The 22,704-nt window shown below is 72.0% G+C and carries 19 protein-coding genes; 16 read left to right on the top strand and 3 right to left on the bottom strand.

Going from position 1 to position 22,704, the window contains the following annotated elements; genetic code table 11:
* From VGK78_RS13225 to VGK78_RS13240, 4 genes are all read left to right on the top strand, one after another.
* Positions 1 to 2,065, top strand: a 2,065-nt coding sequence (locus VGK78_RS13225) for an OB-fold nucleic acid binding domain-containing protein (protein ID WP_331528116.1), incomplete at its 5' end; no start/stop codon positions are given.
* A gap of 208 nt (positions 2,066 to 2,273) precedes the next feature.
* Positions 2,274 to 3,008: a methyltransferase domain-containing protein gene (locus tag VGK78_RS13230; protein WP_331528117.1), complete on the top strand. Its 735-nt coding sequence runs from the start codon at positions 2,274 to 2,276 to the stop codon at positions 3,006 to 3,008.
* Positions 3,009 to 3,152: 144 nt separating this feature from the next.
* Positions 3,153 to 4,376: a DNA polymerase IV gene (gene dinB / locus VGK78_RS13235; protein ID WP_331528118.1), complete on the top strand. Its 1,224-nt coding sequence runs from the start codon at positions 3,153 to 3,155 to the stop codon at positions 4,374 to 4,376.
* A 113-nt stretch (positions 4,377 to 4,489) separates the two neighbouring features.
* Positions 4,490 to 4,876, top strand: coding sequence for a DUF3040 domain-containing protein (locus VGK78_RS13240; protein WP_331528119.1), 387 nt, complete (start codon positions 4,490 to 4,492; stop codon positions 4,874 to 4,876).
* A gap of 63 nt (positions 4,877 to 4,939) precedes the next feature.
* Here the strand turns inward: VGK78_RS13240 and VGK78_RS13245 are convergent, their stop codons facing one another.
* Genes VGK78_RS13245 through VGK78_RS13255 form a run of 3 tightly spaced genes read right to left on the bottom strand, consistent with a single transcriptional unit; the run spans position 4,940 to position 9,606 of the window.
* A complete protein-coding gene (locus VGK78_RS13245) occupies positions 4,940 to 7,318 on the bottom strand; it encodes a DUF3488 and transglutaminase-like domain-containing protein (protein WP_331528120.1) in 2,379 nt (792 codons plus the stop codon).
* Positions 7,319 to 7,328: 10 nt separating this feature from the next.
* Entirely contained in the window at positions 7,329 to 8,636 is a 1,308-nt protein-coding gene (locus tag VGK78_RS13250) for a DUF58 domain-containing protein (RefSeq protein ID WP_331528121.1), read from the bottom strand.
* Positions 8,629 to 9,606 carry an AAA family ATPase gene (locus tag VGK78_RS13255; RefSeq protein ID WP_414690681.1) on the bottom strand — a complete coding sequence of 326 codons (978 nt, stop codon included), beginning with the start codon at positions 9,604 to 9,606 and terminating at the stop codon, positions 8,629 to 8,631. Before VGK78_RS13255 ends, VGK78_RS13250 begins: the two co-directional genes overlap by 8 nt.
* Positions 9,607 to 10,159: 553 nt before the next feature.
* Here VGK78_RS13255 and mraZ point away from each other — a divergent pair.
* From mraZ to VGK78_RS13315, 12 genes are all read left to right on the top strand, one after another.
* Positions 10,160 to 10,585, top strand: coding sequence for a division/cell wall cluster transcriptional repressor MraZ (gene mraZ / locus VGK78_RS13260; protein ID WP_331528124.1), 426 nt, complete (start codon positions 10,160 to 10,162; stop codon positions 10,583 to 10,585).
* A gap of 242 nt (positions 10,586 to 10,827) precedes the next feature.
* Entirely contained in the window at positions 10,828 to 10,992 is a 165-nt protein-coding gene (locus VGK78_RS13265; protein ID WP_331528125.1) for a hypothetical protein, read from the top strand.
* Positions 10,993 to 10,996: 4 nt separating this feature from the next.
* Complete coding sequence (gene rsmH, locus VGK78_RS13270; RefSeq protein ID WP_331528126.1) at positions 10,997 to 11,962, top strand: 16S rRNA (cytosine(1402)-N(4))-methyltransferase RsmH; 966 nt, start codon at positions 10,997 to 10,999, stop codon at positions 11,960 to 11,962.
* Positions 11,963 to 11,978: 16 nt separating this feature from the next.
* Positions 11,979 to 12,590, top strand: a complete 612-nt coding sequence (locus VGK78_RS13275; RefSeq protein WP_331528127.1) for a hypothetical protein — start codon at positions 11,979 to 11,981, stop codon at positions 12,588 to 12,590.
* A gap of 15 nt (positions 12,591 to 12,605) precedes the next feature.
* Positions 12,606 to 14,441 carry a peptidoglycan D,D-transpeptidase FtsI family protein gene (locus tag VGK78_RS13280; protein WP_331528129.1) on the top strand — a complete coding sequence of 612 codons (1,836 nt, stop codon included), beginning with the start codon at positions 12,606 to 12,608 and terminating at the stop codon, positions 14,439 to 14,441.
* 37 nt (positions 14,442 to 14,478) lie between these two features.
* Positions 14,479 to 15,990 (top strand): UDP-N-acetylmuramoyl-L-alanyl-D-glutamate--2,6-diaminopimelate ligase, encoded by a 1,512-nt coding sequence (locus VGK78_RS13285; protein ID WP_331528130.1) that lies wholly within the window; start codon positions 14,479 to 14,481, stop codon positions 15,988 to 15,990.
* Complete coding sequence (locus VGK78_RS13290; protein WP_331528131.1) at positions 15,987 to 17,384, top strand: UDP-N-acetylmuramoyl-tripeptide--D-alanyl-D-alanine ligase; 1,398 nt, start codon at positions 15,987 to 15,989, stop codon at positions 17,382 to 17,384. The genes VGK78_RS13285 and VGK78_RS13290 overlap by 4 nt, the downstream gene beginning before the upstream one ends.
* The gene (gene mraY / locus VGK78_RS13295; protein WP_331528132.1) at positions 17,381 to 18,487 is read left to right on the top strand and encodes a phospho-N-acetylmuramoyl-pentapeptide-transferase; all 1,107 of its coding nucleotides are present in this window, start codon (positions 17,381 to 17,383) and stop codon (positions 18,485 to 18,487) included. Before VGK78_RS13290 ends, mraY begins: the two co-directional genes overlap by 4 nt.
* Positions 18,469 to 19,947, top strand: a complete 1,479-nt coding sequence (gene murD, locus VGK78_RS13300) for a UDP-N-acetylmuramoyl-L-alanine--D-glutamate ligase (protein ID WP_414690682.1) — start codon at positions 18,469 to 18,471, stop codon at positions 19,945 to 19,947. The genes mraY and murD overlap by 19 nt, the downstream gene beginning before the upstream one ends.
* A gap of 54 nt (positions 19,948 to 20,001) precedes the next feature.
* The gene (gene ftsW / locus VGK78_RS13305) at positions 20,002 to 21,285 is read left to right on the top strand and encodes a putative lipid II flippase FtsW (protein WP_331528134.1); all 1,284 of its coding nucleotides are present in this window, start codon (positions 20,002 to 20,004) and stop codon (positions 21,283 to 21,285) included.
* A gap of 10 nt (positions 21,286 to 21,295) precedes the next feature.
* Entirely contained in the window at positions 21,296 to 22,366 is a 1,071-nt protein-coding gene (gene murG / locus VGK78_RS13310) for an undecaprenyldiphospho-muramoylpentapeptide beta-N-acetylglucosaminyltransferase (protein WP_331528135.1), read from the top strand.
* A partial coding sequence (locus VGK78_RS13315; protein WP_331528136.1) for a Mur ligase domain-containing protein occupies positions 22,363 to 22,704 on the top strand: 342 nt, incomplete at its 3' end. The genes murG and VGK78_RS13315, both read left to right, overlap by 4 nt.

The raw sequence follows: 22,704 nt of genomic DNA on the forward strand, positions 1-22,704 counted from the left end.
CGTGCTCGGCATCCGGATGCAGTCCTCGATGGCCCACGCCGTCGACCTGGTCCGGCGCACCGACGGCGTCGAGATCGACCTCGACGACGAGGAGCAGGTGCCGTTCGACGACCCGGCGACGTTCCACATGATCAGCCAGGCCCGCACCCTGGGGGTGTTCCAGATCGAGTCGCCGGGTCAGCGCGAGCTGGTCGGCAAGTCCGGCATCGAGACCTTCGAGCACATCATCACCGACATCTCGCTGTTCCGGCCGGGGCCGGTCAAGAGCGACATGATCACGCCCTACCTCGACGCCAAGCACGGCTGGTCGGAGGCGACGTACCTCCACGACGACCTGCGCCCGATCCTGCGTGAGACCAACGGGGTGGTGGTCTTCCACGAGCAGGTGATCGAGATGATCGCCTGCTTCGGCGGGGTCTCCAACGCCGAGGCCGACGAGAAGCGCCGCGCGCTCGGCGACGTCGAGGGGATGGCCGAGACCAAGCTCTGGTTCTTCCCCGCCGCTCTCGGCCAGGGCTACTCCCTGCCGGTGGTCGAGAAGGTCTGGAAGGTGATCGAGGCGTTCGCGTCGTTCGGCTTCTGCAAGGCCCACGCCGCGGCGTTCGCCCTGCCGACCTACCAGTCGGCGTGGCTCAAGGCGCACTACCCGGCGCACTTCCTGGCCGGCGTGCTGACCCACGACCCCGGCATGTACCCCAAGCGGCTGATCCTCGAGGACGCCCGCCAGTGTGGCATCGCGGTCCTCGGCCTCGACGTCAACGCCAGTGAGAAGGAGTACGTAGTGGAGCGCATGAGCTCACTGGACGAGCCACCCCCGATCGTCCTCGGGCAGCCCTCGCGACCCGACCCGACCGAGGGCGGCTGGCCCGACGGCCGCGCCTGGGGCATCCGGCTGGCGCTGGCCGAGGTCAAGGGCATCAACGTCGGGGAGGTCGAGCGCATCGTCGCCGCGCGGCCCTATCACTCGCTGACCGACTTCTGGCACCGCGCACAGGTCTCCCGCCCGATCGCCGAGCGGCTCGTGCTCGCCGGGGGGTTCGACTCCGTCTACGGGCTGGGAGCGGTGGGTGCGATCCGCCGCCGCACCAAGGTCACCCGCCGCGACCTCCTGCTCCAGGTCGCCGAGCTCGACCGGCATGCCCGCGCGGTCCAGCGCGCCGGCCGAGCCAGGGGGCTCGCCGCGGGCAGGTCGCGAGGCCGTACGCCGGTGCCCCGGGCCGCCGATGTCACTTCGACAAGCTCAGCCCAACGCCGGGTCGAGGAGGCCGCCGCCCGCACCAGCACCGACCCCGGTGCACGCGAGGGCTCGGTGCCGCTCGAGCGCCACCCGCTGGCCAGCCAGGGGGTCTGGGCGAAGGCCGCGGCCCAGTCCCGCGCAGCCGCCGACCCGCGACCGGTCACCTCGGTGCAGCTGACCCTCGACCTCGGGGACGAGCCGCAGGAGCACGTCAGCGGGCTGCCCGAGATGACGGCCGAGGAACGCATGAAGGCCGAGCTGGAGATCCTCGGCCTCGACGCCAGCCGGCACGTCGTCGACACCTACGCCGACTTCCTCGACGCGCTCGGTGCGGTGCGCAGCCAGGACCTCCTCCGCCAGCGCAGTCGGTCCGAGATCCTGGTCGCCGGGGTCAAGGTCGCCACCCAGACACCGCCGGTCCGGTCCGGCCGTCGCGTGGTGTTCCTGACCCTCGACGACGGCACCGGCCCGGTCGACGCGACGTTCTTCGAGGACGCCCAGGGCCCGTACGCCGCCACCGTGTTCGGCTCCTTCATGCTGCTGGTCCGCGGCGAGGTACGCCGTACCGGTCACCGCGGCATCTCCCTGCGCGCCACCGGTGCCTGGCCGCTGGCCGACTTCTTCGTCCTCTGGGAGAGGGAGGGTCTCGACGCGGTCAGGGCCCATCTCGCTGTCATGCCGACCTTCGAGGAGGTCACCCACCACCGCGTGCTGGTCCACTCCAGCGGCTTCCAGATGTCGCCCTACGCCGACGTCAAACCGCCCGGTGAGGACGTCAAGGACGTGGCCCGCAAGCTGTGGCACCGCAGCCCCGGGAGCCCCGGATGACCCTTCACACCACAGCCCGGCGGCGCACTCGTCGGCAGCCGACGACCGGCGATCCACCTCTAGGGGCTTGGTTTCGACGCGCCGTTGCGACCTCGCAAGCTCGGTCGCAGGCTGCGGTTCCTGAGGAGCCGAGGGACGAGGCGTCTCGAAGGGCAACCTGCCTCCCCACGCCAGGCACTCCTGCGTCGTGCCCGGCTAGGGTCGGCACATGCCGACCGCGAACGAGCCCGCCGGCCGGGGCAGCACCCGCACCGCGGTGGTGTGGTCCGGGCTCGAGCCCGTGCTCGCGCAGGGCGGTCCACGCGACGTCCTCGACATCGGCGGCGGCACCGGTGGGCTCGCGGTCAGGGTCGGCGGGCTCGGTCCCCGGGTCACCGTGGTCGACCCCAGCCCCGACGCCCTGGCCGCGCTCGACCGTCGCGCCAACGAGTACGACGTCGCGGTCGCCGGACGGCAGGGTGACCTGTCCAGCCTGCTCGAGGTGGTCGGTCCCGACAGCGCCGACGTCGTCTTGTGCCACGGCGTCCTCGAGGTCGTCGACGACCCGGCCGGGGCGCTGGCGACCCTGGCCCGGGTGGTGCGACCCGGGGGAGTCCTCAGCCTCCTGGTCGCCCAGCGCCACGCGGCCGTGGTCGCCCGGGCCATGGCCGGACACTTCCAGCAGGCGCTGGAGATGCTCGACCCGCAGACCGGCTCGGCACCGATCGGCCGCACCGGTCGCCGCTACACCTCCGACGAGCTCACCGTCCTGGCCGGCGACGCCGGGTTCGCCGTCGACACGGTGCACGCGATCCGGGTCTTCACCGACCTGGTCCCCGGCTCGCTGCTCGACGTCGAGTCGGGCGCCTCGGCCGCCCTGGTCGAGCTGGAGCAGGCCGTCGCCGACCGCCCGGAGTACCTCCCACTGGCCACCCAGCTGCACCTGCTCGCCCACCGCCCCTGAAGGGCGTCCCAGGTGTGGACGGTTCATCACGCTGAGCAGGCGAACCCGCCCTTGGCCAGGTGAACTCCGCCGGCCATGTTCCGGTTCGACCACCCAGCGTGATGAACCGTCCCGGCCCGCGCCCCGACCACGCGGAGCCCGGCGATGAAGCAGCACACGACCCAGGACACGGCCCCCAACCGGGCGCAGACCCCGATCCTCCACGTCGACATGGACGCGTTCTACGCCAGCGTCGCCGTCCGCGACCGCCCCGACCTCCAGGGCATCCCGGTCATCGTCGGCGGGGGATACCGCGGCGTCGTGCTCTCGGCCGACTACCTCGCCCGGCAGACCGGCGTACGTTCCGGGATGCCGATGACCCGCGCCCGCCGGATGTGCCCCGGCGCGGAGGTGGTGCCGCCCGACTTCGACACGTTCATGACGGTCTCGGCGTCGGTGATGGAGACCTTCCGCCGGATCACCCCGCTGGTCGAGGTGCTCTCGCTGGACGAGGCGTTCCTCGACGTCCGCGGATCGACCCGGCGGCTCGGCGAGCCGGTCGAGATCGCCGAGCACCTCCGCGCGACCATCCACGACGAGCAGGGCATCACCTGCTCGGTCGGCGTGGCCGCGTCGGTGACGATGGCGAAGATGGCGAGCCGGTGGGCGAAGCCCGACGGCGTCTTCGTCTGTACGCCCTCGTCGGTGACCACGCTGCTCCACCCCCTCGACGTCGGCGAGCTGTACGGCGTGGGGGAGAAGACCACCGAGCTGCTCCACCGGCTCGGGCTGGTCACCGTCGGCGACATCGCACACACCCCGGTCCGCACCCTCCAGCGCGCGGTCGGCGACCACCTCGGCCGTCACCTCCACGACCTCGCCTGGGGCATCGACGACCGGCAGGTCGTCGCCCGCAACGCCAGCTCCTTCACCTACCTGGGCGAGCCCGACAAGTCCATGGGCGCCAGCGAGACCTTCGGCCACGACACCGACGACCGTGAGGTGATCGTCCGCGAGCTGCTCCGCCTCACCGACCGGGTCACCACCCGGATGCGGGTCGCCGGGGTGGCCGGCCGCACCGTCACCATCACCGTGCGGTTCGCCGACTTCACCACGATCACCCGGTCGCGCACCCTCGCCGAGGCGACCGACGTCACCCAGGAGGTCTTCCGCGAGGCGGTCCGCTCGTACGACGGGTTGGGGCTGCAGCGGGCCCGCATCCGGCTGGTCGGGGTCCGGCTCGAGGGACTCGTCCCGCGCGAGCGGGTCCACCGGCAGATGGTCCTCGGCCAGCGCGACCACGGCTGGCCGGAGGCCGACCGCGCTGCCGACCGGGTCGTCCGCAGGTTCGGCTCCGACGCCGTCCGTCCCGCCAGTCTGTTGAGCTGAGGTCGACCTGCATGAGACCGACGTCTGTGGGAACAGGAGTGATAGTCACAATTTCATCGGCCCGCCTACCGGATGCCGAAGCGGCTGCTTACACTGGCCATGAGGCCGTCATCATGCGAGGGGAGGTTCCCGTGCCGCTCTCCGAGGAAGAGCTTCGAGCGTTGGAGCAGATGGAACGCGCCCTCGTGCAAGAGGACCCCAAGCTCGCCTCGACCCTCCGCGGCACCAACCTCCGACGCGCCGCCCAGCGCCGCGCCTTCCTGTCCGTGATCTGCTTCCTCGCCGGCGTCGGCGTCCTGATGGCCGGCGCGATCGGACGGATCACCGTCGTCGGCATCCTCGGCTTCGTGATCATGCTCGCCTCGGCCACGATCGGCCTCGCCGCGATCCGGGGCGGTTCGAGCACCCACAAGCCCGTCGTGCGCAACGGTCAGCAGCAGGGCTCGATGCTCGACCGGTTCGGCTCCCCGTGGCGCCGCCGGCACGGCGACGAAGCCTGACTCCGACCAGCACCACCCAGCCCCGGTACGCCGGGGCTTTCGCTTGTCCGGACCCGGTGGACGTCAGCCGACGTGGTCGACGACGCCGCCGGCGGTGACCGCTTCCGGCTCCCGCTCGAGCTCGGCCCGGGCCGCGGCCCGGCGTCCACCGAACAACGACGGGGGCAACCACCGTGCGCGCCGCAGCGTGCCGCGCGTCGAGCCGTGCTCCAGCGCGCCGATGCAGGTCCAGACGTGCTCGGCGAGCGCACCGGGGACGTCGTCGGCGTACCGGGCATATCGCACCCGCTCCAGGCTGAGGACGATCCGGTCGAGTGCCTCCTCGGCACCCGGCGCGAGACCACGACCGCGCGGGGGGCGCACGAGGGGCGGGCCATCGGGCTCGGGTCCGAACCAGCCGGCCAGCAGGTAGCCGGTCTCGGCCGGTGACCGGCTGCTCGGCCAGGCGACGCCGAGGTCGACGGCCGTGTCGCGCAGCTCGCGCCACGCGTCTTCCGCGCCGCCCTCGAGACGCCGGTGCCGGCGGCGCCGCCGGATCGCACCGGGGATCAGCCCGGCAGCCACGAGCACGGCCAGCACCAGCAGGCCGACCACGATCCCGGTCCACGGGACGTGGGAGCTCGAGGTTCCCGTCGAGCCCGACGACTTGTCGCGCACCTTCGACGCGGAGGCGCTGGCGGGGTCGGTGGTGAAGCGACCACCCGGGTTGGTCTGGCCGTCCGAGGGGAGCTTCGGCTTCTTCACCGGCGCGGTGGTGTACGCCGGTGGCGTGCCCGTGCGTTGCGCCGGGGTCGGCTCGAACTTCACCCACCCGGAGCCCCGGAAGTACACCTCGGGCCAGGCGTGCATGTCGTGGGCGCTGTAGACGTACTCGTCCTTGCCCGTCTTCTGGGGGTTGATGAAGCCGATCGCCACGCGGGCCGGGATGTCCAGGGTGCGCGCCATCACGGCGAACGCCGCGGCGAACTGCTCGCAGTAGCCCACCCGCCCGCCCGGAGCCAGGAACTGCAGCAGCGCCTCGTTGCCGTCGCCCTGCGCGGTCTTCAGGCTGTACTTGAAGTTGTCGCGGAACCAGTCCTGGAGCTGCACCGCCGCCTGGAAGCGCGAGGTGGCGCCCTTGGTGACCTGCTGCGCCAGCTCGCGCACCAGCTGCGGCAGGGTGCTGGGCAGCGCGGTGTAGGGCTCCTGGATCGACTCGGGCGCGGTCAGCGAGTTGATCATGGAGAAGTTGGAGAGCTCGGGCTTGGCCCCGGTCATCGTCCAGCTCAGGCCGGCGGTGTTGGTCGAGCTGTTGCCGGCGATGAAGTCCATCGTCGTGCCGTCCCAGTGCCAGTCGCCCCGGGCGGTCACGCTCGACGCCGGGAACATCGTCGGCAGCCAGCGCGAGTCGAACGCGGCGGTGGCGGTGACGCTGTAGTTGTGCGGGTCGGTCACCACGCTGTTGGCCAGCCCCTGCTCGGGGTAGGGCAGCAACCCCGAAGCGGTCTGGCTGGAGATGATGGCGCGGTCGCCGCTGGTCCACTCGACGCCGTTGAACTGGGTGAGCACGGCGATCCGCAGGTACGACGGGTCGGAGTCGTCGGTCTTGACGTCCAGCAGCGGCACGTCCTTGCCGCGGTGCAGGTTGCGTCGCATGTCGGCGATCGGGTTGACCACCTTGACGCTGTCGCCGTTCCCCCCGGGGCCGAACAGGCCGAGCCCGTCGAGGTGCAGGGTCGGGATGAAGACCGGCAGGATCACCGCGAGCACCACCGCGACGCTGCCGACCGTGCCGGCGCTGGTCTTGCTCGCCCCGGTGCGGACCCCGAAGCCGTTGGGGTCGGCCGAAGCCGCGGACGCACCGAGCGGCCGTCCCCAACGGACGATGTGCGCCGACTCGTGCAGGAACATCATCAGGAGGAAGCCTGAGGCCGCCAGCAGGAACACCAGCCACGAGACACCGTCGCCGATCACACTGATCGGGACGCAGTACACCGCCAGCAGCGGCAGACCGGCGAGGGGCACCCGTCGCAGCCAGCAGGCGAGGAAGTCGACGACGAGCAGGGAGAGCGCGCCACATGGGATCAGCAGCGGCGCGATGCTCGGGACGTTGTCGGGGATCGGCGGCTGGTACGTCTCGGCGCTGGTCCACGCGTCAGCAATGCGGTCGGCGAGGTGATGGGTGCTCGAGATCGGATGGAACGGCGAGCCGCCGAGCATCAGCCAGACCAGGACCACGATCGCCAGCACGTGCAGGAGGACGCCCATCCGGCGCGGGATCGGCGCGGCACGCAGCAGGACGCCGGCCAGCGGCACCACGATGGCGACCAGCATCAGCGGGCCGAGGAACTGTCCCCACAGGGAGCTGAACCCGCGCCACGACAACATGGTGAGCCAGGTGGTCGCCGCGGCCACCGCCGCCAGCGGCAGGTCGCGGCGTGCGTCGGCCGGCAGGCCGCTCATCGGGTCCGCCTCATCGTGCCCCCTGGGCGACGGGTCGGATCTCGTCCGCGGCGGCACCCGACCGCGCGGCGTGGGCGCTGGTCCGGCCGAGGTCCTGCCAGACGAGGTCGAGCCGGTCGCGCGGGCGCAGGGTCACGGCCCGCCAGCCCTGCCGGACCAGCAGCGGCCGCGCGGAGGCGGGCACCATGCCCAGGCCGGCTCCGCTGGCGGGCGCCCAGGCCGAGACGTCCAGGGCCAGGGCGAGCGCGGTGCCGGCGTGGTGGTGCATCCGGCGCAGCATCGGCCCGTCGGCCTCGGTGATCGCACCGATGACGGCGAGCAGGAGCCCGCCGTGGGTGGACTCGGCGAGCCATCCGGTGTCGATGCGGGTGTTGGTGACCGGCTGCACCACGGCCAGTGCCTCGAGCATCGCCCGGGTGTTGAGCTCCGGCTCGCGGGTGTGCCAGGTCGTGCTCAGGTCGTCGCCGGAGGAGGTGACGAGCCGGACGGTGAAGCCGCGCTGGCCCAGGTGCACCGCGATCGACGCGGCCGCGGATACCGCCGCCTCCAGCGAGGAGGCGATGCCCTGTCCCTGGTGAGCGGACAGCCGGTTGTCGACGAACAGTGTGGCGCGCGACTGCCAGGGCTGCTCCTCGCGCCGCACCATCAGCTCGCCGACCCGCGCCGAGCTCCGCCAGTGGACGCGCCGGAGGTCGTCGCCACGGCGGTACTCGCGGACCGTGACGTCCTCGGCACTGCCGGTGGCGAAGGCGCGCGGGCGGTTGTCACCCGAGCCGGTCCAGGCGCCGCCGAGCGGGATCGGCGGGAGCGGTACCGTCCGTGGCGTGACGGTCAGCGTCGCGGTGCTGCGGAACGAGCGGCCCAGCTCGACCAGACCGAACGGGTCGCTCACCCGCACGCTCATCGGGCCGATCTCGTACCGGCCGCGGACGTCGGACCGCACCTGGTACGTCGCGTGGCGGCGCCAGCCGTGGCCGATGCCGTCGAGCACGAACCGCGGCCGGGTGCCGAGCACGTAGGGGACGTGGTCCTCGAGCATGAGCACGCCCGACGGCGTACGACCTTCGTTGGTCATCGTCAGCTGGACCGTCGACGGCTGCCCCGCGGTCACCGTCTGTGGGCCGACGCTGCGCACCAGGGCCAGCCGGTAGCGGCTCCGCCCGAGCGTCATCGCCGTGAGCAACGGGAGCGCGGCGATCAGCACGCCGACCCTGGTCAGGGTCGGCTGGCCGAGCAGGATCGCGCAGACGACGGCCGTGATGCCGGCGGCGAGGAACGCCCGTCCGCGGACGGTCAGACCGGAGAGGGCCTCACGCACGGGTCCCCTCGGGGACGGGCACCGAGCTCAGGATGCTCTCGAGGATGCTGGCCGTGGTGCGACCGCCCATGGCCGCCTCGACGCTGGGCAGCAGCCGGTGGGTGAGGACCTGCGGCGCGAGGCCCAGCACGTCGTCGGGGAGCACGTAGTCGCGGCCCTGCATCGCCGCCGACGCCTTGGAGGCGCGGACCAGGTGCAGCGAGGCGCGGGGGGAGGCGCCCAGCGCGAGCTCCGACGTACGCCGGGTCGCCGCGGCCAGCGCGACCGTGTAGCGCTGCACGGCCTGCGAGACGTGGACCTGGGTGACGATCCCGATCAGCTTGCGGATCTCGACCGCGTCGGTCACCGGCTCGAGGTCGTCCAAAGGGTTGGACATGGTGTGCGAGTCGAGCATCGCGATCTCGGCGGCCTCCACCGGATAGCCCACCGAGAGCCGGACCATGAACCGGTCACGCTGTGCCTCGGGCAGGGCGTAGGTGCCCTCCATCTCGATCGGGTTCTGGGTCGCGATGACCATGAACGGCGCATCGAGTGAGTACGTCGTGTTGTCGACCGTGACCTGCTGCTCCTCCATGCACTCGAGCAGGGCGGACTGGGTCTTCGGCGACGCGCGGTTGATCTCGTCGCCGACCACGATGTTGGCGAACACGCCACCGGGACGGAACTCGAACTGCCGGGTCTCCTGGTTGTACACGGAGACACCCGTGACGTCCGAGGGCAGCAGGTCGGGAGTGAACTGGATGCGGCGGACCGAGCTGTCGATGCTGCGTGCGAGCGACTTGGCCAGCATCGTCTTGCCGACACCGGGCACGTCCTCGATGAGGAGGTGACCCTCGGCCAGGAGCACCGTGATCGCCGCGGAGATGACGTCGGGCTTGCCCTCGATGACGCGCTTGATGTTGCCGCGGACCTTCTCGACCACCCTGCTGAGCGTGTCGAGATCGGCCCCCTGAGTAACCGGACCTGGCACGAGCCGTCCCTTCCTTACTTTCCTACGTCGACCATCTCGTCGCGCCCGCAGAGGTGCGGGCCCACCCGTGCGACCCGCCTCTGGGGCGCACTCGGTCGGCCGGCCGCGACAGGTCGTGCAGGACAACCTACGTGGCGGAGGCCACACAGGTTCTGACTCCCGGGATAACGGTTCGGTTGCGGATTGCCCCGGAGCCCGTCGCTCCGCGCCCTCCCGTCGTCCGGCTCTGGTTCCAGGGTCCTCCTCCACCGCTCTCCCCGCCAGACCCGTGGGGCCCCGCCCGCTCCACTCCGCTCCACCGGCTGTCCCGTCCGCGAGCGGCTGTCCGCGCCACGGCGGGCGGCGCGACCCGCTGACCTGCGCGGATGCGCCGTACCCGGTGGTGCGCGACGGAGCGGCGCCTCGACGGTCGGCACCCGGTGGGAACTGCCTCGCGCAGCCCACGCCTCGCGTGAAACCGGAGCTGACTTGGGTGAATGTGGTTGACGGTGGGGCAAAGTGGAGTACAGTGGCGGAAAGTGGAGGATGGGTCGAGCCAGGTGGAGGTGCCCGGATGTTCGTGGGCTCCTACACCCCGAAGCTGGACGAGAAGAACCGGCTCTTCCTGCCCGCCAAGTTCAGGGATCAGCTCGCGGAGGGACTCGTGGTGACGAAGGGCCAGGACTTCTGCCTCAACGTCTTCCCGATCGCCGACTTCGCGGCCATGACCAACCGCATCCAGGAGGCGCCCCTCACCGTCCGCCAGGCGCGTGAGTACGGCCGGTTCCTGGCCATGCGGGCCACCGAGGACAAGCCCGACAAGCAGGGGCGGATCACGATCCCGCCGCTGCTGAAGGAGTACGCCGGCCTCGACCGCGAGGTGGTCGTGATCGGTGCGCTCAACCGGGTGGAGATCTGGGACCCGGACCGGATCGCCGCCTGGGAGGACGAGCACAGCCAGACGTTCGCCGACATGAGCGAGGACATCCTGCCGACGTAGCCGGCGGGACCCACCACAACACCACAAGGGATTCGCACAGCGAGGTCTCGCGCCCGCTCCCGTCATCTGGGGCAACTTCCCCGGCTCCAGACGACCTTCCCCCACGACGAACCCGACGCCACCCCATGAGGCCGGGATTCGCGGGAGCGGGCAGGGACCTGACTGGGCGAATCCCGTTCCACGGTCAGCGCACATCCGACATCCCAGGTCAGTCGTCAGAGCCATCGAGCGGGGTCGAACAGATGAGTCTCACACCCACAGCACCGTCCGTCGGGGGTCTCGCCCCCCGCCGGGTGCGCCACCAGGCGCGCGACGTGGTGGTGCTGATGGCGTTCTCCGCTACGTCCTCGACCGCCGTCGCTGCGGGGCTCCTGCTGCTGGCCCACCTGGCTCGCGCAGGGCGCTAGGACCATGGCCGCCCCCGCTCACGTCCCGGTGCTCCTCGACCGGGTCGTCGCCCTCCTGCAGCCTGCCCTCGACCATGACAACGCGGTCCTGGTCGACGCCACCCTCGGTCTCGGCGGTCACAGCGAGGCCGTCCTCACCCGGCTGCACCTGGCCCGGGTCGTCGGGATCGACCGCGACCCGGAGGCGCTGCGGCTCGCCGGTGAGCGGCTCGCGCCGTTCGGCAATCGCTTCACCGGTGTCCACGCGACGTACGACGAGATCCCCGACGTGCTCGCCGACCTCGGCCTGGCTGCCGCCGACGCGGTGCTCTTCGACCTCGGTGTCTCGTCCATGCAGCTCGACGTCGCGGACCGCGGCTTCGCCTATCGCGAGGACGCGCCGCTGGACATGCGGATGGACCCGACCTCGGGGCCGACCGCAGCCGACGTGCTCAACACCTACCCCCAGGCGGAGCTGACCCGGGTGCTCCGGGAGTACGGCGAGGAGCGGTTCGCCTCGCGGATCGCCGCGGCCGTGGTGCGCGAGCGAGCCCGCGAGCCCTTCACGACCTCGGCCCGGCTGGTCGAGCTGCTCTACGACCAGATCCCGGCGCCGGCGCGGCGTACCGGCGGACACCCGGCCAAGCGCACCTTCCAGGCGCTGCGGATGGAGGTCAACGACGAGCTCGGCGTGCTGCGCCGCGCGATCCCGGCCGCCATCGACGTCCTCGCCGTCGGCGGCCGCGTCGTCGTGGAGTCCTACCAGTCGCTGGAGGACCGCCTGGTGAAGCGGGCCTTCGCGGCCGTCACGAAGGTGGACGTGCCCCCCGACCTCCCGTTCGTGCCGGAGGACCGCCGGCCGGCGCTCCGCCTCGTCACCCGTGGCGCCGAGCGCGCCGACGACACCGAGATCGCCCAGAACCCGCGCGCCGCCTCCGTCCGGCTGCGCGCCGTCGAACGCGTCCGACCGAGCCACAGGGGAGCGGCATGAACCAGGGGGACACCGCATGAGCAGCACCGCACCGGCCATCCGGGCCACCGTCCCGCGCCTCGCGGGCGCCGCCCTCGAGCGGGCGCGGCTGACCGTCGTTCCCAGACGGAAGCGGCGCCGGACCAGCCCGGTGCCCTTCCTTCTGGTCGTCTCGATGCTCGCCGTCGGCGGGGTGGTCGGGCTGCTGCTGTTCAACACCTCGATGCAGCAGGCCTCCTTCGCCGCCAGCGACCTGCAGCGGCAGGCCGACGCGCTCGAGGCCCGGCAGCAGACCCTGCAGATGGAGCTCGACCACCTGCGGGACCCCCAGGCGATCGCGCTCCGGGCGCAGCGGATGGGCATGGTCCTCCCGAGCAACCCGGCCGTTCTCGACCTCCGCACCGGCAAGGTGCTCGGCGACCCCGCTCCGGCCACCCGGCTCGACCCGCTGAGGCTGCTCGCGCCCCCACCCGCGAAGCCGGCCGAGCTCGACCCACCGGCCCATGTCACCGTCGTGCAGCCGCCGGCGCAGAAGTCGACGCGCAACACGGCGCGCGGGTCGCACGACCACGGCGGTCGCGCGGGTAGAAATGACCACACAGACACCACGGACCACACCAGCAACACAGGCCACGCCCGGACCCACTGACCAGGAAGCCAGACGGTGCCCACTTCCAGCTCCCGCGGCCGCGGCCGTCCCCGTCGTACACCGGGCGCCCGCGGCCGCCGTCCGGCCACCGCCGCACGGGCCCGGGTGCGCCGGTCGTTGCGGGGGTCGGCGCCGCTCCGGCTGCGCACCGGATTCGTGTTCATCGCGCTCGTGATGTCGTTCTTCGGCGCCAGGCTGGTGCAGCTACAAGGCATCGAGCCGGAGAAGTACGCCACCCTCGCGGCCTCGACAGGCGGCACGGTCACCGTGGAGCTGCCCGCCGTCCGCGGCAAGATCCTCGATCGCAACGGCCGTCCCCTCGCCGACTCGGTGGACGGCCGGATGGTGGTCGCCGACCCGCAGCAGACCCGTCCGCGGGCGCCCGAGCTCGCGCGCTTCCTGGCCAAGCGGCTCCACATCGACTACTTCTCGACCTTGCGGGCGCTGAGCCAGAAGGACTCGCGGTTCGCCTACGTCGCGCGACGCGTGCCCGCGTCCCTGGCCGTCAGCGTGGTCACCCAGGCGACCGACGCGGGCTACAAGGGGCTCGCGACCAGAAACGACCCGTTGAGGTCCTACCCCGACCACGACGTCGCGGCCAACCTGGTCGGCTTCCTCGGCACCGACGCGCCGCTGGCCGGCCTCGAGCTCACGTTCAACAAGGAGCTGGCCGGCACTGACGGCTCGGAGACCTACGAGGTCGGCGCGGGCAACCGGATCCCGCTCGGGCACAGCACGGTGAGACCGGCACACAACGGCACCGACCTGCACACCACGATCGACGAGGACCTGCAGTGGTACACGCAGCGGGTCCTGCGGCAGACCGTGCTCGGCGCCCGGGGCGACTCCGGGTTCGCCGTGGTGATGGACCGGAGGACCGGCGAGATCCTCTCGCTGGCCGACTACCCGACGTACGACGCGAGCAACCCGCAGGCCTCGCCCGCCAAGGACCGCAACTCGCTGGCCATGACGAGCCCCTACGAGCCCGGCTCGGTCGAGAAGGTGCTGACGCTCAGCTCGCTGATCGACGCCGGCAAGGTCACCGACCGCACCCGGCTGCTGGTCCCCGGGCAGCTGCAGAGCGGTGACCGGATCATCCACGACTGGTTCCCCCACGGGACGATCAAGCTCACCCTGGCCGGCGTGATCGCCCAGTCGTCCAACATCGGGACGGCGAAGTCGTCGCGGCTGTTCAAGCCCGGTCAGCTCCGTCACTACCTGACGGAGTTCGGCCTCGGGCAGCGCACGAACATCGGTGTCAACGGCGAGACCCCCGGCCTCCTGCCGAGCGACGCCCAGTGGAACGGCATGCTCCAGGACCGGATCGCGTTCGGCCAGAGCGTCTCGGTCAACGGCGTGCAGATGGCCGCCGCCGTCAACACGATCGCCAACGGCGGGGTGCGGGTCGACCCGAGCCTGATCCAGGGCAGGGCGACGACGAACACCGGTGAGGTCGTCGGGACGGACGAGACCACGAGGCACCGGGTCGTCAGTCGGAACGCCGCCGACCAGATGACCCAGATGATGGAGCGCGTGGTCGATCCCGATGTCGGCGTCGCTCCACGGGCGCAGGTGCCGGGCTACGTGGTCGCCGGCAAGACCGGCACGGCTCAGCGCGTCGGTCCGGTGTGCGGCTGCTACAACGGGGAGTTCACGGTGTCGTTCGCCGGCTTCGCGCCGGCCGACGACCCGCGGTTCACGGTGTACGTCGTGGTGCAGAACCCCAGGAACGGCGGCGGCGGTGGCTCGGTCGCAGGCCCGGCGTTCAGCAAGATCATGTCGTTCGCGCTGCGGCGGTACGGCGTACCTCCCACCGGTGCGAAGCCCTCCCAGATCCCGACCACGTGGTGATCCGGCCCGACCGGTCACCCATATACCCTCGATCCCTGTGGCGAGCGACTCCGTGCCGACAAGTCATGCCCTCGCCGACCTCCTCGACCGGCTGACGGCCGAGGGCATCTCCGCGCAGGGGAACGGCGACCTCGCGACCCCGGTCACGGGTGCCACCCTCGACTCACGCCGCGTCACACCCGGCGACCTGTACGCCGCGCTGCCGGGGGCGCACGGCCACGGCGCGACCTACTGGCCCGAGGCCCGTGCCGCCGGCGCGGTGGCCGTGCTGACCGACGCGGACGGCGTGGCCCTGGTCGGCGACGGCGTGACCGGGCTGGTCGTCCCCGGGGTGCGGCCGGTGCTCGGCCGCGTCTCGGCCCTGCTGTACGGCGAGCCGGCCGCGCGGCTGCGGATGATCGGGGTCACCGGCACCCAGGGCAAGACCACGACCACCCGGCTCCTCGAGAGCGGCCTCTCCGGCGCCGGCGTCCCGGCCGCGGTGATCGGCACGGTCGGCACCCGCATCCTCGGCGAGGACGTGGCGAGCGTCCTCACCACCCCCGAGGCGCCCGACCTGCAGCGCCTCTTCCGGCGGATGGTGGACGCTGGCGTGGAGGCGTGCGCGATGGAGGTGTCCAGCCACGCCCTGGTGATGGGACGGGTCGGCGGCATCGTCTTCGACGTCGGCGTGTTCTTGAACCTCGGCCGCGACCACCTCGACTTCCACCGCGACATGGACGACTACTTCGAGGCGAAGGCGACGCTCTTCACACGCGAGCACGCCCGGCGCGGTCTCGTGAGCATCCACGACGAGTGGGGCCGCCGGCTGGTCGAGCGGTCGGAGATCCCGGTGCAGACGATGTCGGCCGACGGCCAGGACGCCGACTGGGTGGCCCGGGACGTCGAGCGCTCGGCGTCCGGGTCGAGATTCCGCATCCAGGGTCCCGACGGACGGGAGATCCTCGCCGGCTGCCCGATCCCGGGCGGGTTCAACGTGGCCAACACGCTCGCGGCGGTCGCAGCTGCCGCTTCCGCCGGCTACGACGCCGAGGCCGTGGCGCGCGCGATCGCCGAGGGTCCCGGCGTACCCGGCCGGTTGGAGCGCGTCGACGCAGGACAGGACTTCGAGGTCGTCGTCGACTACGCCCACAAGCCCGACGCCGTCGCCGCGGCCCTCGCCACGCTCCGCCCCCTGACCCGCGGCCGGCTGATCGTGGTGCTCGGTGCCGGTGGCGACCGCGACCCCGGCAAGCGACCGGTGATGGGCGAGATCGCCGCCCGGGACGCCGACGTCCTGGTGGTCACCGATGACAACCCGCGCAGCGAGGAGCCGGCCGAGATCCGACGGGCGATCCTGGACGGCACCACCGCAGGGAACGCCGAAGTGCTCGAGATCGGCGATCGTCGCGCCGCCATCGCCGAGGCGGTACGTCGCGCGGGCGACGGCGACGTCGTGCTGATCGCGGGCAAGGGGCACGAGACGGGGCAGGAGGTCGGCGGCGTGCTGCACCCGTTCGACGACCGTGAGGTGGCCCGCCAGGAGCTGAACGGGATGCTGCGCCGGTGATCCCGCTGAGCCTGGCCCGGATCGCGGCCGTCGTCGGCGGGCACCTCGCCGATGCCGACGGCGACGAGACCGTGAGCGCCCCGGCCTTCGTCGACACCCGCCATCCGGAGCCCGGCGGCCTCTTCGTCGCGATCCCGGGCGAGCACGTGGACGGGAACGACTTCGCCCGGGCGGCCGTGACGGCCGGCGCCGCAGGAGTGCTCGGTTCGCGCCCGTCCGGAGTGCCGACCGTCGTGGTCGACGATCCCGTCGCGGCGCTCGGCCGGCTCGGGCGGCACGTCGTCGACGCCCTCGACAGCACGGTGCTCGCTCTCACGGGGTCGCAGGGCAAGACCGGCACCAAGGACTACCTGGCACAGCTGCTCGCCCCGGCCGGCCCGACGATCGCGACGGCCGGCAACCGCAACAACGAGATCGGCGTCCCACTGACCGTGCTCCGAGCCACCCCCGATACCCGGTTCCTCGCCATCGAGATGGGGGCGCGCGGCGTCGGCCACATCGCCGAGCTCTGCGCGGTGGCGCCGCCCCGGGTCGCGGCCGTGCTCAACGTCGGCACCGCACACATCGGCGAGTTCGGCTCACGCGAGGCGATCGCACGCACGAAGGGGGAGATCGTCGAGGCGCTCCCCACCGACGGGACCGCCGTCCTGAACGCCGCCGACCCCTTGGTCGCGGCCATGGCGGACCGGACGTCGGCCTCCGTCATCACCTTCGGCCCCGACGGCGACGTCGGCTGGCGACGGCTCGACCTCGACGAACTCGGCCGACCGGCGTTCGAGGTCGGTCACGACGGCACCTGGACGCCGGTCCGGCTCCTCGAGGCGGGCGCGCACCAGGTGCCGAACGCCGTCGCCGCGGCCGCGATGGCGGCCGCGGCCGGGGTCGGCTGGGACGAGATCGTCGACACCCTCGGCCGGGCGCGCTCCCTGTCGCCGTGGCGGATGGCGCTCCACGAGCGGGCCGACGGCGTGGTCGTGGTCAACGACGCGTACAACGCCAATCCCGCCTCGATGGCGGCCGCTCTCGACGCGCTGGCTGCGATCGGAGCCCGCGGCGGCCGGCGGACGATCGCGGTCCTCGGCGAGATGCTCGAGCTGGGGCCCTCGTCCGCCGACGACCACGTCGCGGTGGGCGAGTACGCGGCCCGCCTCGGGATCGACGTGGTCCTCACCGTCGGCGACGCCGCCGAGTCGATCGCCGCCGGCGCACGACGTACGCCGGGCTGGTCGGGAGCGGCGGTGCCCACGGCGGGCCGCGACCAGGCCTCCGACTGGCTGCGACACAATGTCGTCTCCCGGGACGTCGTCCTGGTCAAGGCGTCGCGCGGCGCCGCGCTCGAGCACGTGGCCGACGGGTTGGCCGACGATCAGGAAGGCGGGAGCCGGAGCCGATGAAGGCGATTCTGCTGGGCGGAGGTCTCGCCCTGTTGTTCTCGCTGCTCGGCACCCGGGCGGCGATCCCGCTGTTCAGCCAGCTCGGTTACGGGCAGCCGATCCGCGACGACGGCCCGACCAGCCACCACACCAAGCGCGGTACGCCGACCATGGGTGGCGTCGTCATCATCGCCTCGTCGGTCCTGGCCTACTTCCTGGCCGAGCTGATCACGCAGAACCGGCCCTCCGCCTCCGCCCTGCTGCTGTTGTTCCTGTTCGTCGGCATGGGGGTCGTCGGCTTCCTCGACGACTTCATCAAGGTCTCCAAGCAGCGCTCTCTCGGTCTCCGCAGCAAGGCGAAGATCGTCGGCCAGACCGTGATCGCCCTGGCCTTCGGCTGGCTGGCGCTCTCCGGGACGCTCGAGGACGGCAACGGCATCAGCCCGGCGTCCCAGAACCTGTCCTTCATCCGGGACACCAAGCTCGTGCTGCCGGCGGTGGTGGCGATCGTGCTGTTCTGGGTGATGGTCACCGGCACCAGCAATGCGGTGAATCTCGCCGACGGGCTCGACGGCCTCGCGACGGGCGCCTGCGTGATGGTGTTCGGCGCCTTCATGTTCGTCAACATCTGGCAGAACAACCAGAACTGCGCCATCCACCACGTCCGCGCCTGCTACCAGGTGCGCGACCCGCTCGACCTGGCGCTGGTGGCGGCAGCGATCACCGGTGCCTGCTTCGGCTTCCTGTGGTGGAACGCTCCTCCGGCCCAGATCTTCATGGGCGACACCGGCTCGCTGTCACTCGGCGGCGCCATGGCCGGGTTCGCCATCATGACCCGGACCGAGCTCCTCCTCCTGATCATCGGCGGGCTGTTCGTGGTGATCACGCTGTCGGTGATCGTGCAGGTGGGCTTCTTCAAGGCCTCACGCCGGTTCGGCGTCGTCCGCAAGCTCTTCGGGGTCGGGCCCGGGCACCGGGTGTTCCGGATCGCCCCGATCCAGCACCACTTCGAGCTGCTCGGCTGGGAGCAGGTCACGGTCGTGATCCGGTTCTGGATCATCACCGGGCTGTGTGTTGCCGGCGGGCTCGGCGTCTTCTACGCCGCCTGGGTAGCGAAGGCGTGAGAGATGTCACCCGCCTCGGGCGGCACGGTGACTGGTCCGGCGTCCGGGCGGTGGTGGCCGGGTTCGGGGTGAGCGGGTTCGCCGCCGCCGACAACCTGACCCACCTCGGAGCCGCGGTCGTCGCGCTCGACGAGGACCCGGAGGGAAAGGAGTCGAAGGCCGAGCTGCTCGGTGTGCTCGGCGCCGACGTCCGGCTGGGGGAGGGGACCACGTCGTCCCTCCCGGACGAGACCGACCTCCTGGTGGTCTCGCCCGGCTGGAAGCCGTCCGCGCCGCTGATCGCCCAGGCGCGGGCGCGCGGCGTACCCGTGTGGGGCGAGGTGGAGCTGGCCTGGCGGCTGCGGGACAACGGACCCGGGCGTCCGGCGCCCTGGCTGGCGGTCACCGGCACCAACGGCAAGACCACGACCGTGCAGATGCTCGACGCCGTGCTCCGCGCGGCCGGGCTGCGAAGCGTCGCGGCCGGCAACGTCGGCCTCCCGCTGGTCGAGGCGGTGATGGATCCCACGCCGTACGACGTGTTCGCGGTCGAGCTCTCGAGCTTCCAGCTCCACTACACCGACTCGCTGAGCGCCGAGGCGGCGGCGGTGCTCAACATCGCCGAGGACCACCTGGACTGGTACGACGGACCGACCGGGATGTCCGACTACGCGACGGACAAGGGGCGCATCTACCAGCGGGTGAGGAAGGCGTGCGTCTACAACGTGGCCGACCCCGAGACCGAGCGGCTGGTCCGTGACGCCGACGTCGAGGAGGGTGCTCGGGCCATCGGGTTCACCCTCGGCATGCCCGGCGTCGGCATGGTCGGGGTCGTCGACGACATCCTGGTCGACCGCGCCTTCATCGCCGAGCGGCAGTCCAGCGCGGCCGAGCTGTGCACGATCGACGACCTGCCGAGCCCGGCCCCCCACGTGGTCGCCAACGCGCTGGCGGCCGCCGCGCTCGCGCGAGCCCACGGCGTACCCCAGGCCGCGGTGCGCGACGGCCTGCGCGGCTTCCGGTTCGACGGCCACCGGATCGAGGTCGTCGCCACCGTCGGCGGCGTCTCCTACGTCGACGACTCGAAGGCCACGAACCCGCACGCGGCCCGGTCGTCGCTGCTCGGCTACGACTCGGTGGTGTGGGTCGCGGGCGGTCTGGCGAAGGGTGCGCACTTCGACGACCTGGTCGAGACGACCCGACCACGGTTGCGTGCGGCGGTGCTGATCGGGCGCGACCGCGACGTCATCGCGGAGGCGCTGGCGCGACACGCGCCCGATGTGCCGGTCATCGCCGTCGACCCCGACGAGACTGGCACCGGACAAGCCGCCATGACACGTGCGGTCGTGGCCGCGCAGGAGCTCGCCCGCCCGGGCGACACGGTCCTGCTGGCCCCGGGGTGCGCGTCGATGGACATGTTCCGCAACTACGCCGACCGGGGCGATGCGTTCGCCGCGGCGGTACGAGGACTGACCGCCTAGCGACCGACGACCCGTGCGACGCAGCACCGACCAAGAGGGGACCTCCGAGGACCGATGGCGATCGTGAGCCCGCTGCGCCGCTCGTCACGGCGTACCCCGTCGCGTGGGGGCTCGCGCGGACCACGTGCCGGTGTCGGCTCCTGGTTCGCCGCGCTGCACGACGCGCTCGCCCGTCCGCTCACGTCGTACTACCTGCTGCTCGGCGGCTCGGCGCTGCTGCTGACCATCGGCCTGATCATGGTGTTCAGCGCGTCCAGCGTGTACGCCTTCGAGAACTACGACCAGAACTCCTACGCCGTCGTCATCAAGCAGCTGATCTGGGTCGCCATCGGTCTGCCGTGCGCGTGGGTTGCCGGTCACCTGCCGCAGCGCTGGATCCGCCGCCTCGCCTGGCCCGGCTACTTCGTCTCGCTGGCGCTGCTGCTGCTGACGTCGTTCTTCGGCGTCACCCGCAACGGCAACACGAACTGGCTGGCGTTCGGTCCGATCCAGATCCAGCCGTCGGAGATCGCCAAGCTGGCCCTGGTGCTGTGGGCCGCGCACGTCTACGCGAACAAGGACCGCCGGCTCGGCAACCTGCACCAGGTGATGATGCCGGTGGTGCCCGGCATGCTGGCCGCCACCGGGCTGGTGATCTTCGGGCATGACCTCGGCACGGCGCTGGTGCTGTTCGCGATCCTGCTCGGCATGCTCTGGGTGGTCGGCGCGCCGGCCCGGATGTTCGCGCTGTCGTTCCTGGTGATCTCGGTGTTCGCCGCGGCCCTGGCCGCGATGAGCCCCGAGCGGCTCACCCGGATCACGACGTTCACCGACCCGATGCGCACCTACGAGGGCGCCGGCTGGCAGCCGGCGCACGGCCTGTTCGCGCTGTCGCAGGGCGGGCTGTTCGGGCAGGGGATCGGGGCGAGCCAGCAGAAGTGGGGCAACCTTCCCGAGGCGCACACCGACTTCATCTTCGCGGTGCTCGGCGAGGAGCTCGGCCTGGTCGGCACCCTGCTGGTGATCGGCCTGTTCATGACCATCGCGTACGCCGCCATCCGGGTCGCGCGGCGTACCAAGGACCCGTTCGTCCGCTACATGACCTTCGGCATCGTGGTCTGGATCATCGGGCAGATGATGATCAACGTGGGCATGGTCCTGGCATTGCTCCCCGTCATCGGCATCCCGCTGCCGCTGGTGTCCTACGGCGGGTCGGCGCTCGTGCCGTCGCTGGTCGCGCTCGGCATGCTGGTCGGCTTCGCGCGCCGCGAGCCCGAGGCGGCCCGGGCGCTCGCCCAGCGGAAGAAGGCTCGCAACAGCGGGGTGACGGCCGGACGCATCAACGGACGCGGCCTGTAGAAACGTCCTCATGAGGGTCCTGCTCGCAGGTGGTGGGTCGGCCGGCCACACCTCGCCGCTGCTCGCCACGGCCGACGCGCTGCAGCGTCTGTCACCGGAGGTCGAGATCACCTGCCTGGGCACGCGGGAGCGGATCGAGGCGCAGATCATCCCGGCCGCCGGATACCCGCTGGAGTTCGTGCCGAGCGTCCCGCTGCCGCGACGCCCGAACGCCGACCTGGCCCGGCTGCCCGGACGGCTCCGCGCCGCCCGTCGCGCCGCTCTCGACGTGATCGACCGGATCCGGCCCGACGTGGTCTGCGGGTTCGGTGGCTTCGTCTCGGTGCCGGCATACCTGGCCGCGCGCAAGCGGCATGTGCCGCTGGTGGTCCACGAGGGCAACACGGTGCCCGGGATCGCCAACAAGCTGGGCGCCCGCCTCACCGAGCACGTCGCGACGTCGTTCCCCGACACCCGGCTGCCGCACGCGACGTACGTCGGGCTGCCGATCCGCCGGATGATCGCCACCCTCGACCGGGCCGCCCGTCGCGACGAGGCGCTGGCGGCGTACGGGCTCCGTCCGGACCAGCCGGTCCTGCTCGTCACCGGTGGGTCCCAGGGTGCGGCGTCGATCAACCGGGCGGTGCTCGGTGCCGCCTCCTCGTTCGCATCGGCCGGTGTCCAGGTGCTGCACGTGACCGGCCGTGCCCACGAGACGCAGGCGCCCGAAACTGGCGTCCCGTACGTCGTGCTCGGGTACGTCGAGCGGATGGACCTCGCCTACTCGGCGGCCGACGCCGTGCTCTGCCGCTCGGGTTCCAACACCGTCACCGAGGTCTCGGGTGTCGGGCTGCCCGCGGTCTTCGTGCCGCTGCCGATCGGCAACGGGGAGCAGGCGCTGAACGCGCGGGCGGTGATCGAGGCCGGCGGCGGTCTGCTCGTCGAGGACGCGTCGCTGACCTCCGACTGGATCGCGGCCAACGTCGTCCCGCTGCTCCTGGACTCCGAACGGCTGGCCGCGATGGGGACGGCGGCCGCGCACCTGATCCCGCTGGACGCGGACGAGAAGCTGGCCCGGATGATCCTGGAGGCCGGTTCGTGAAGCTGCCCGTCCCGGAGGTGATCCCGCCCGCGTCGGAGCTCGGCCGGGTCCACTTCGTCGGCATCGGTGGCGCCGGACTGTCGGCGATCGCGCGGATCATGGCCCAGCAGGGGGTGCCGGTCACCGGCAGCGACGACCAGGACACGCCGTTCCTGCCGCCGCTGCGTGAGCTCGGGGTCTCCGTGCACCTCGGATACGCAGCCGAGCACGTCGGCGACGCCGAGACCCTGGTGGTCACGACGGCCGCCCACGACGACAACCCCGAGGTGCGCGAGGGACGGTCGCGCGGGCTGCGGATCCTGCCGCGCTCGGCTGGCCTGAAGTCGGTGATGGCCGGT

Origin of the sequence: Nocardioides sp., assembly GCF_036503465.1 — a bacterium.
In the GTDB taxonomy this organism is placed as follows: domain Bacteria; phylum Actinomycetota; class Actinomycetes; order Propionibacteriales; family Nocardioidaceae; genus Nocardioides.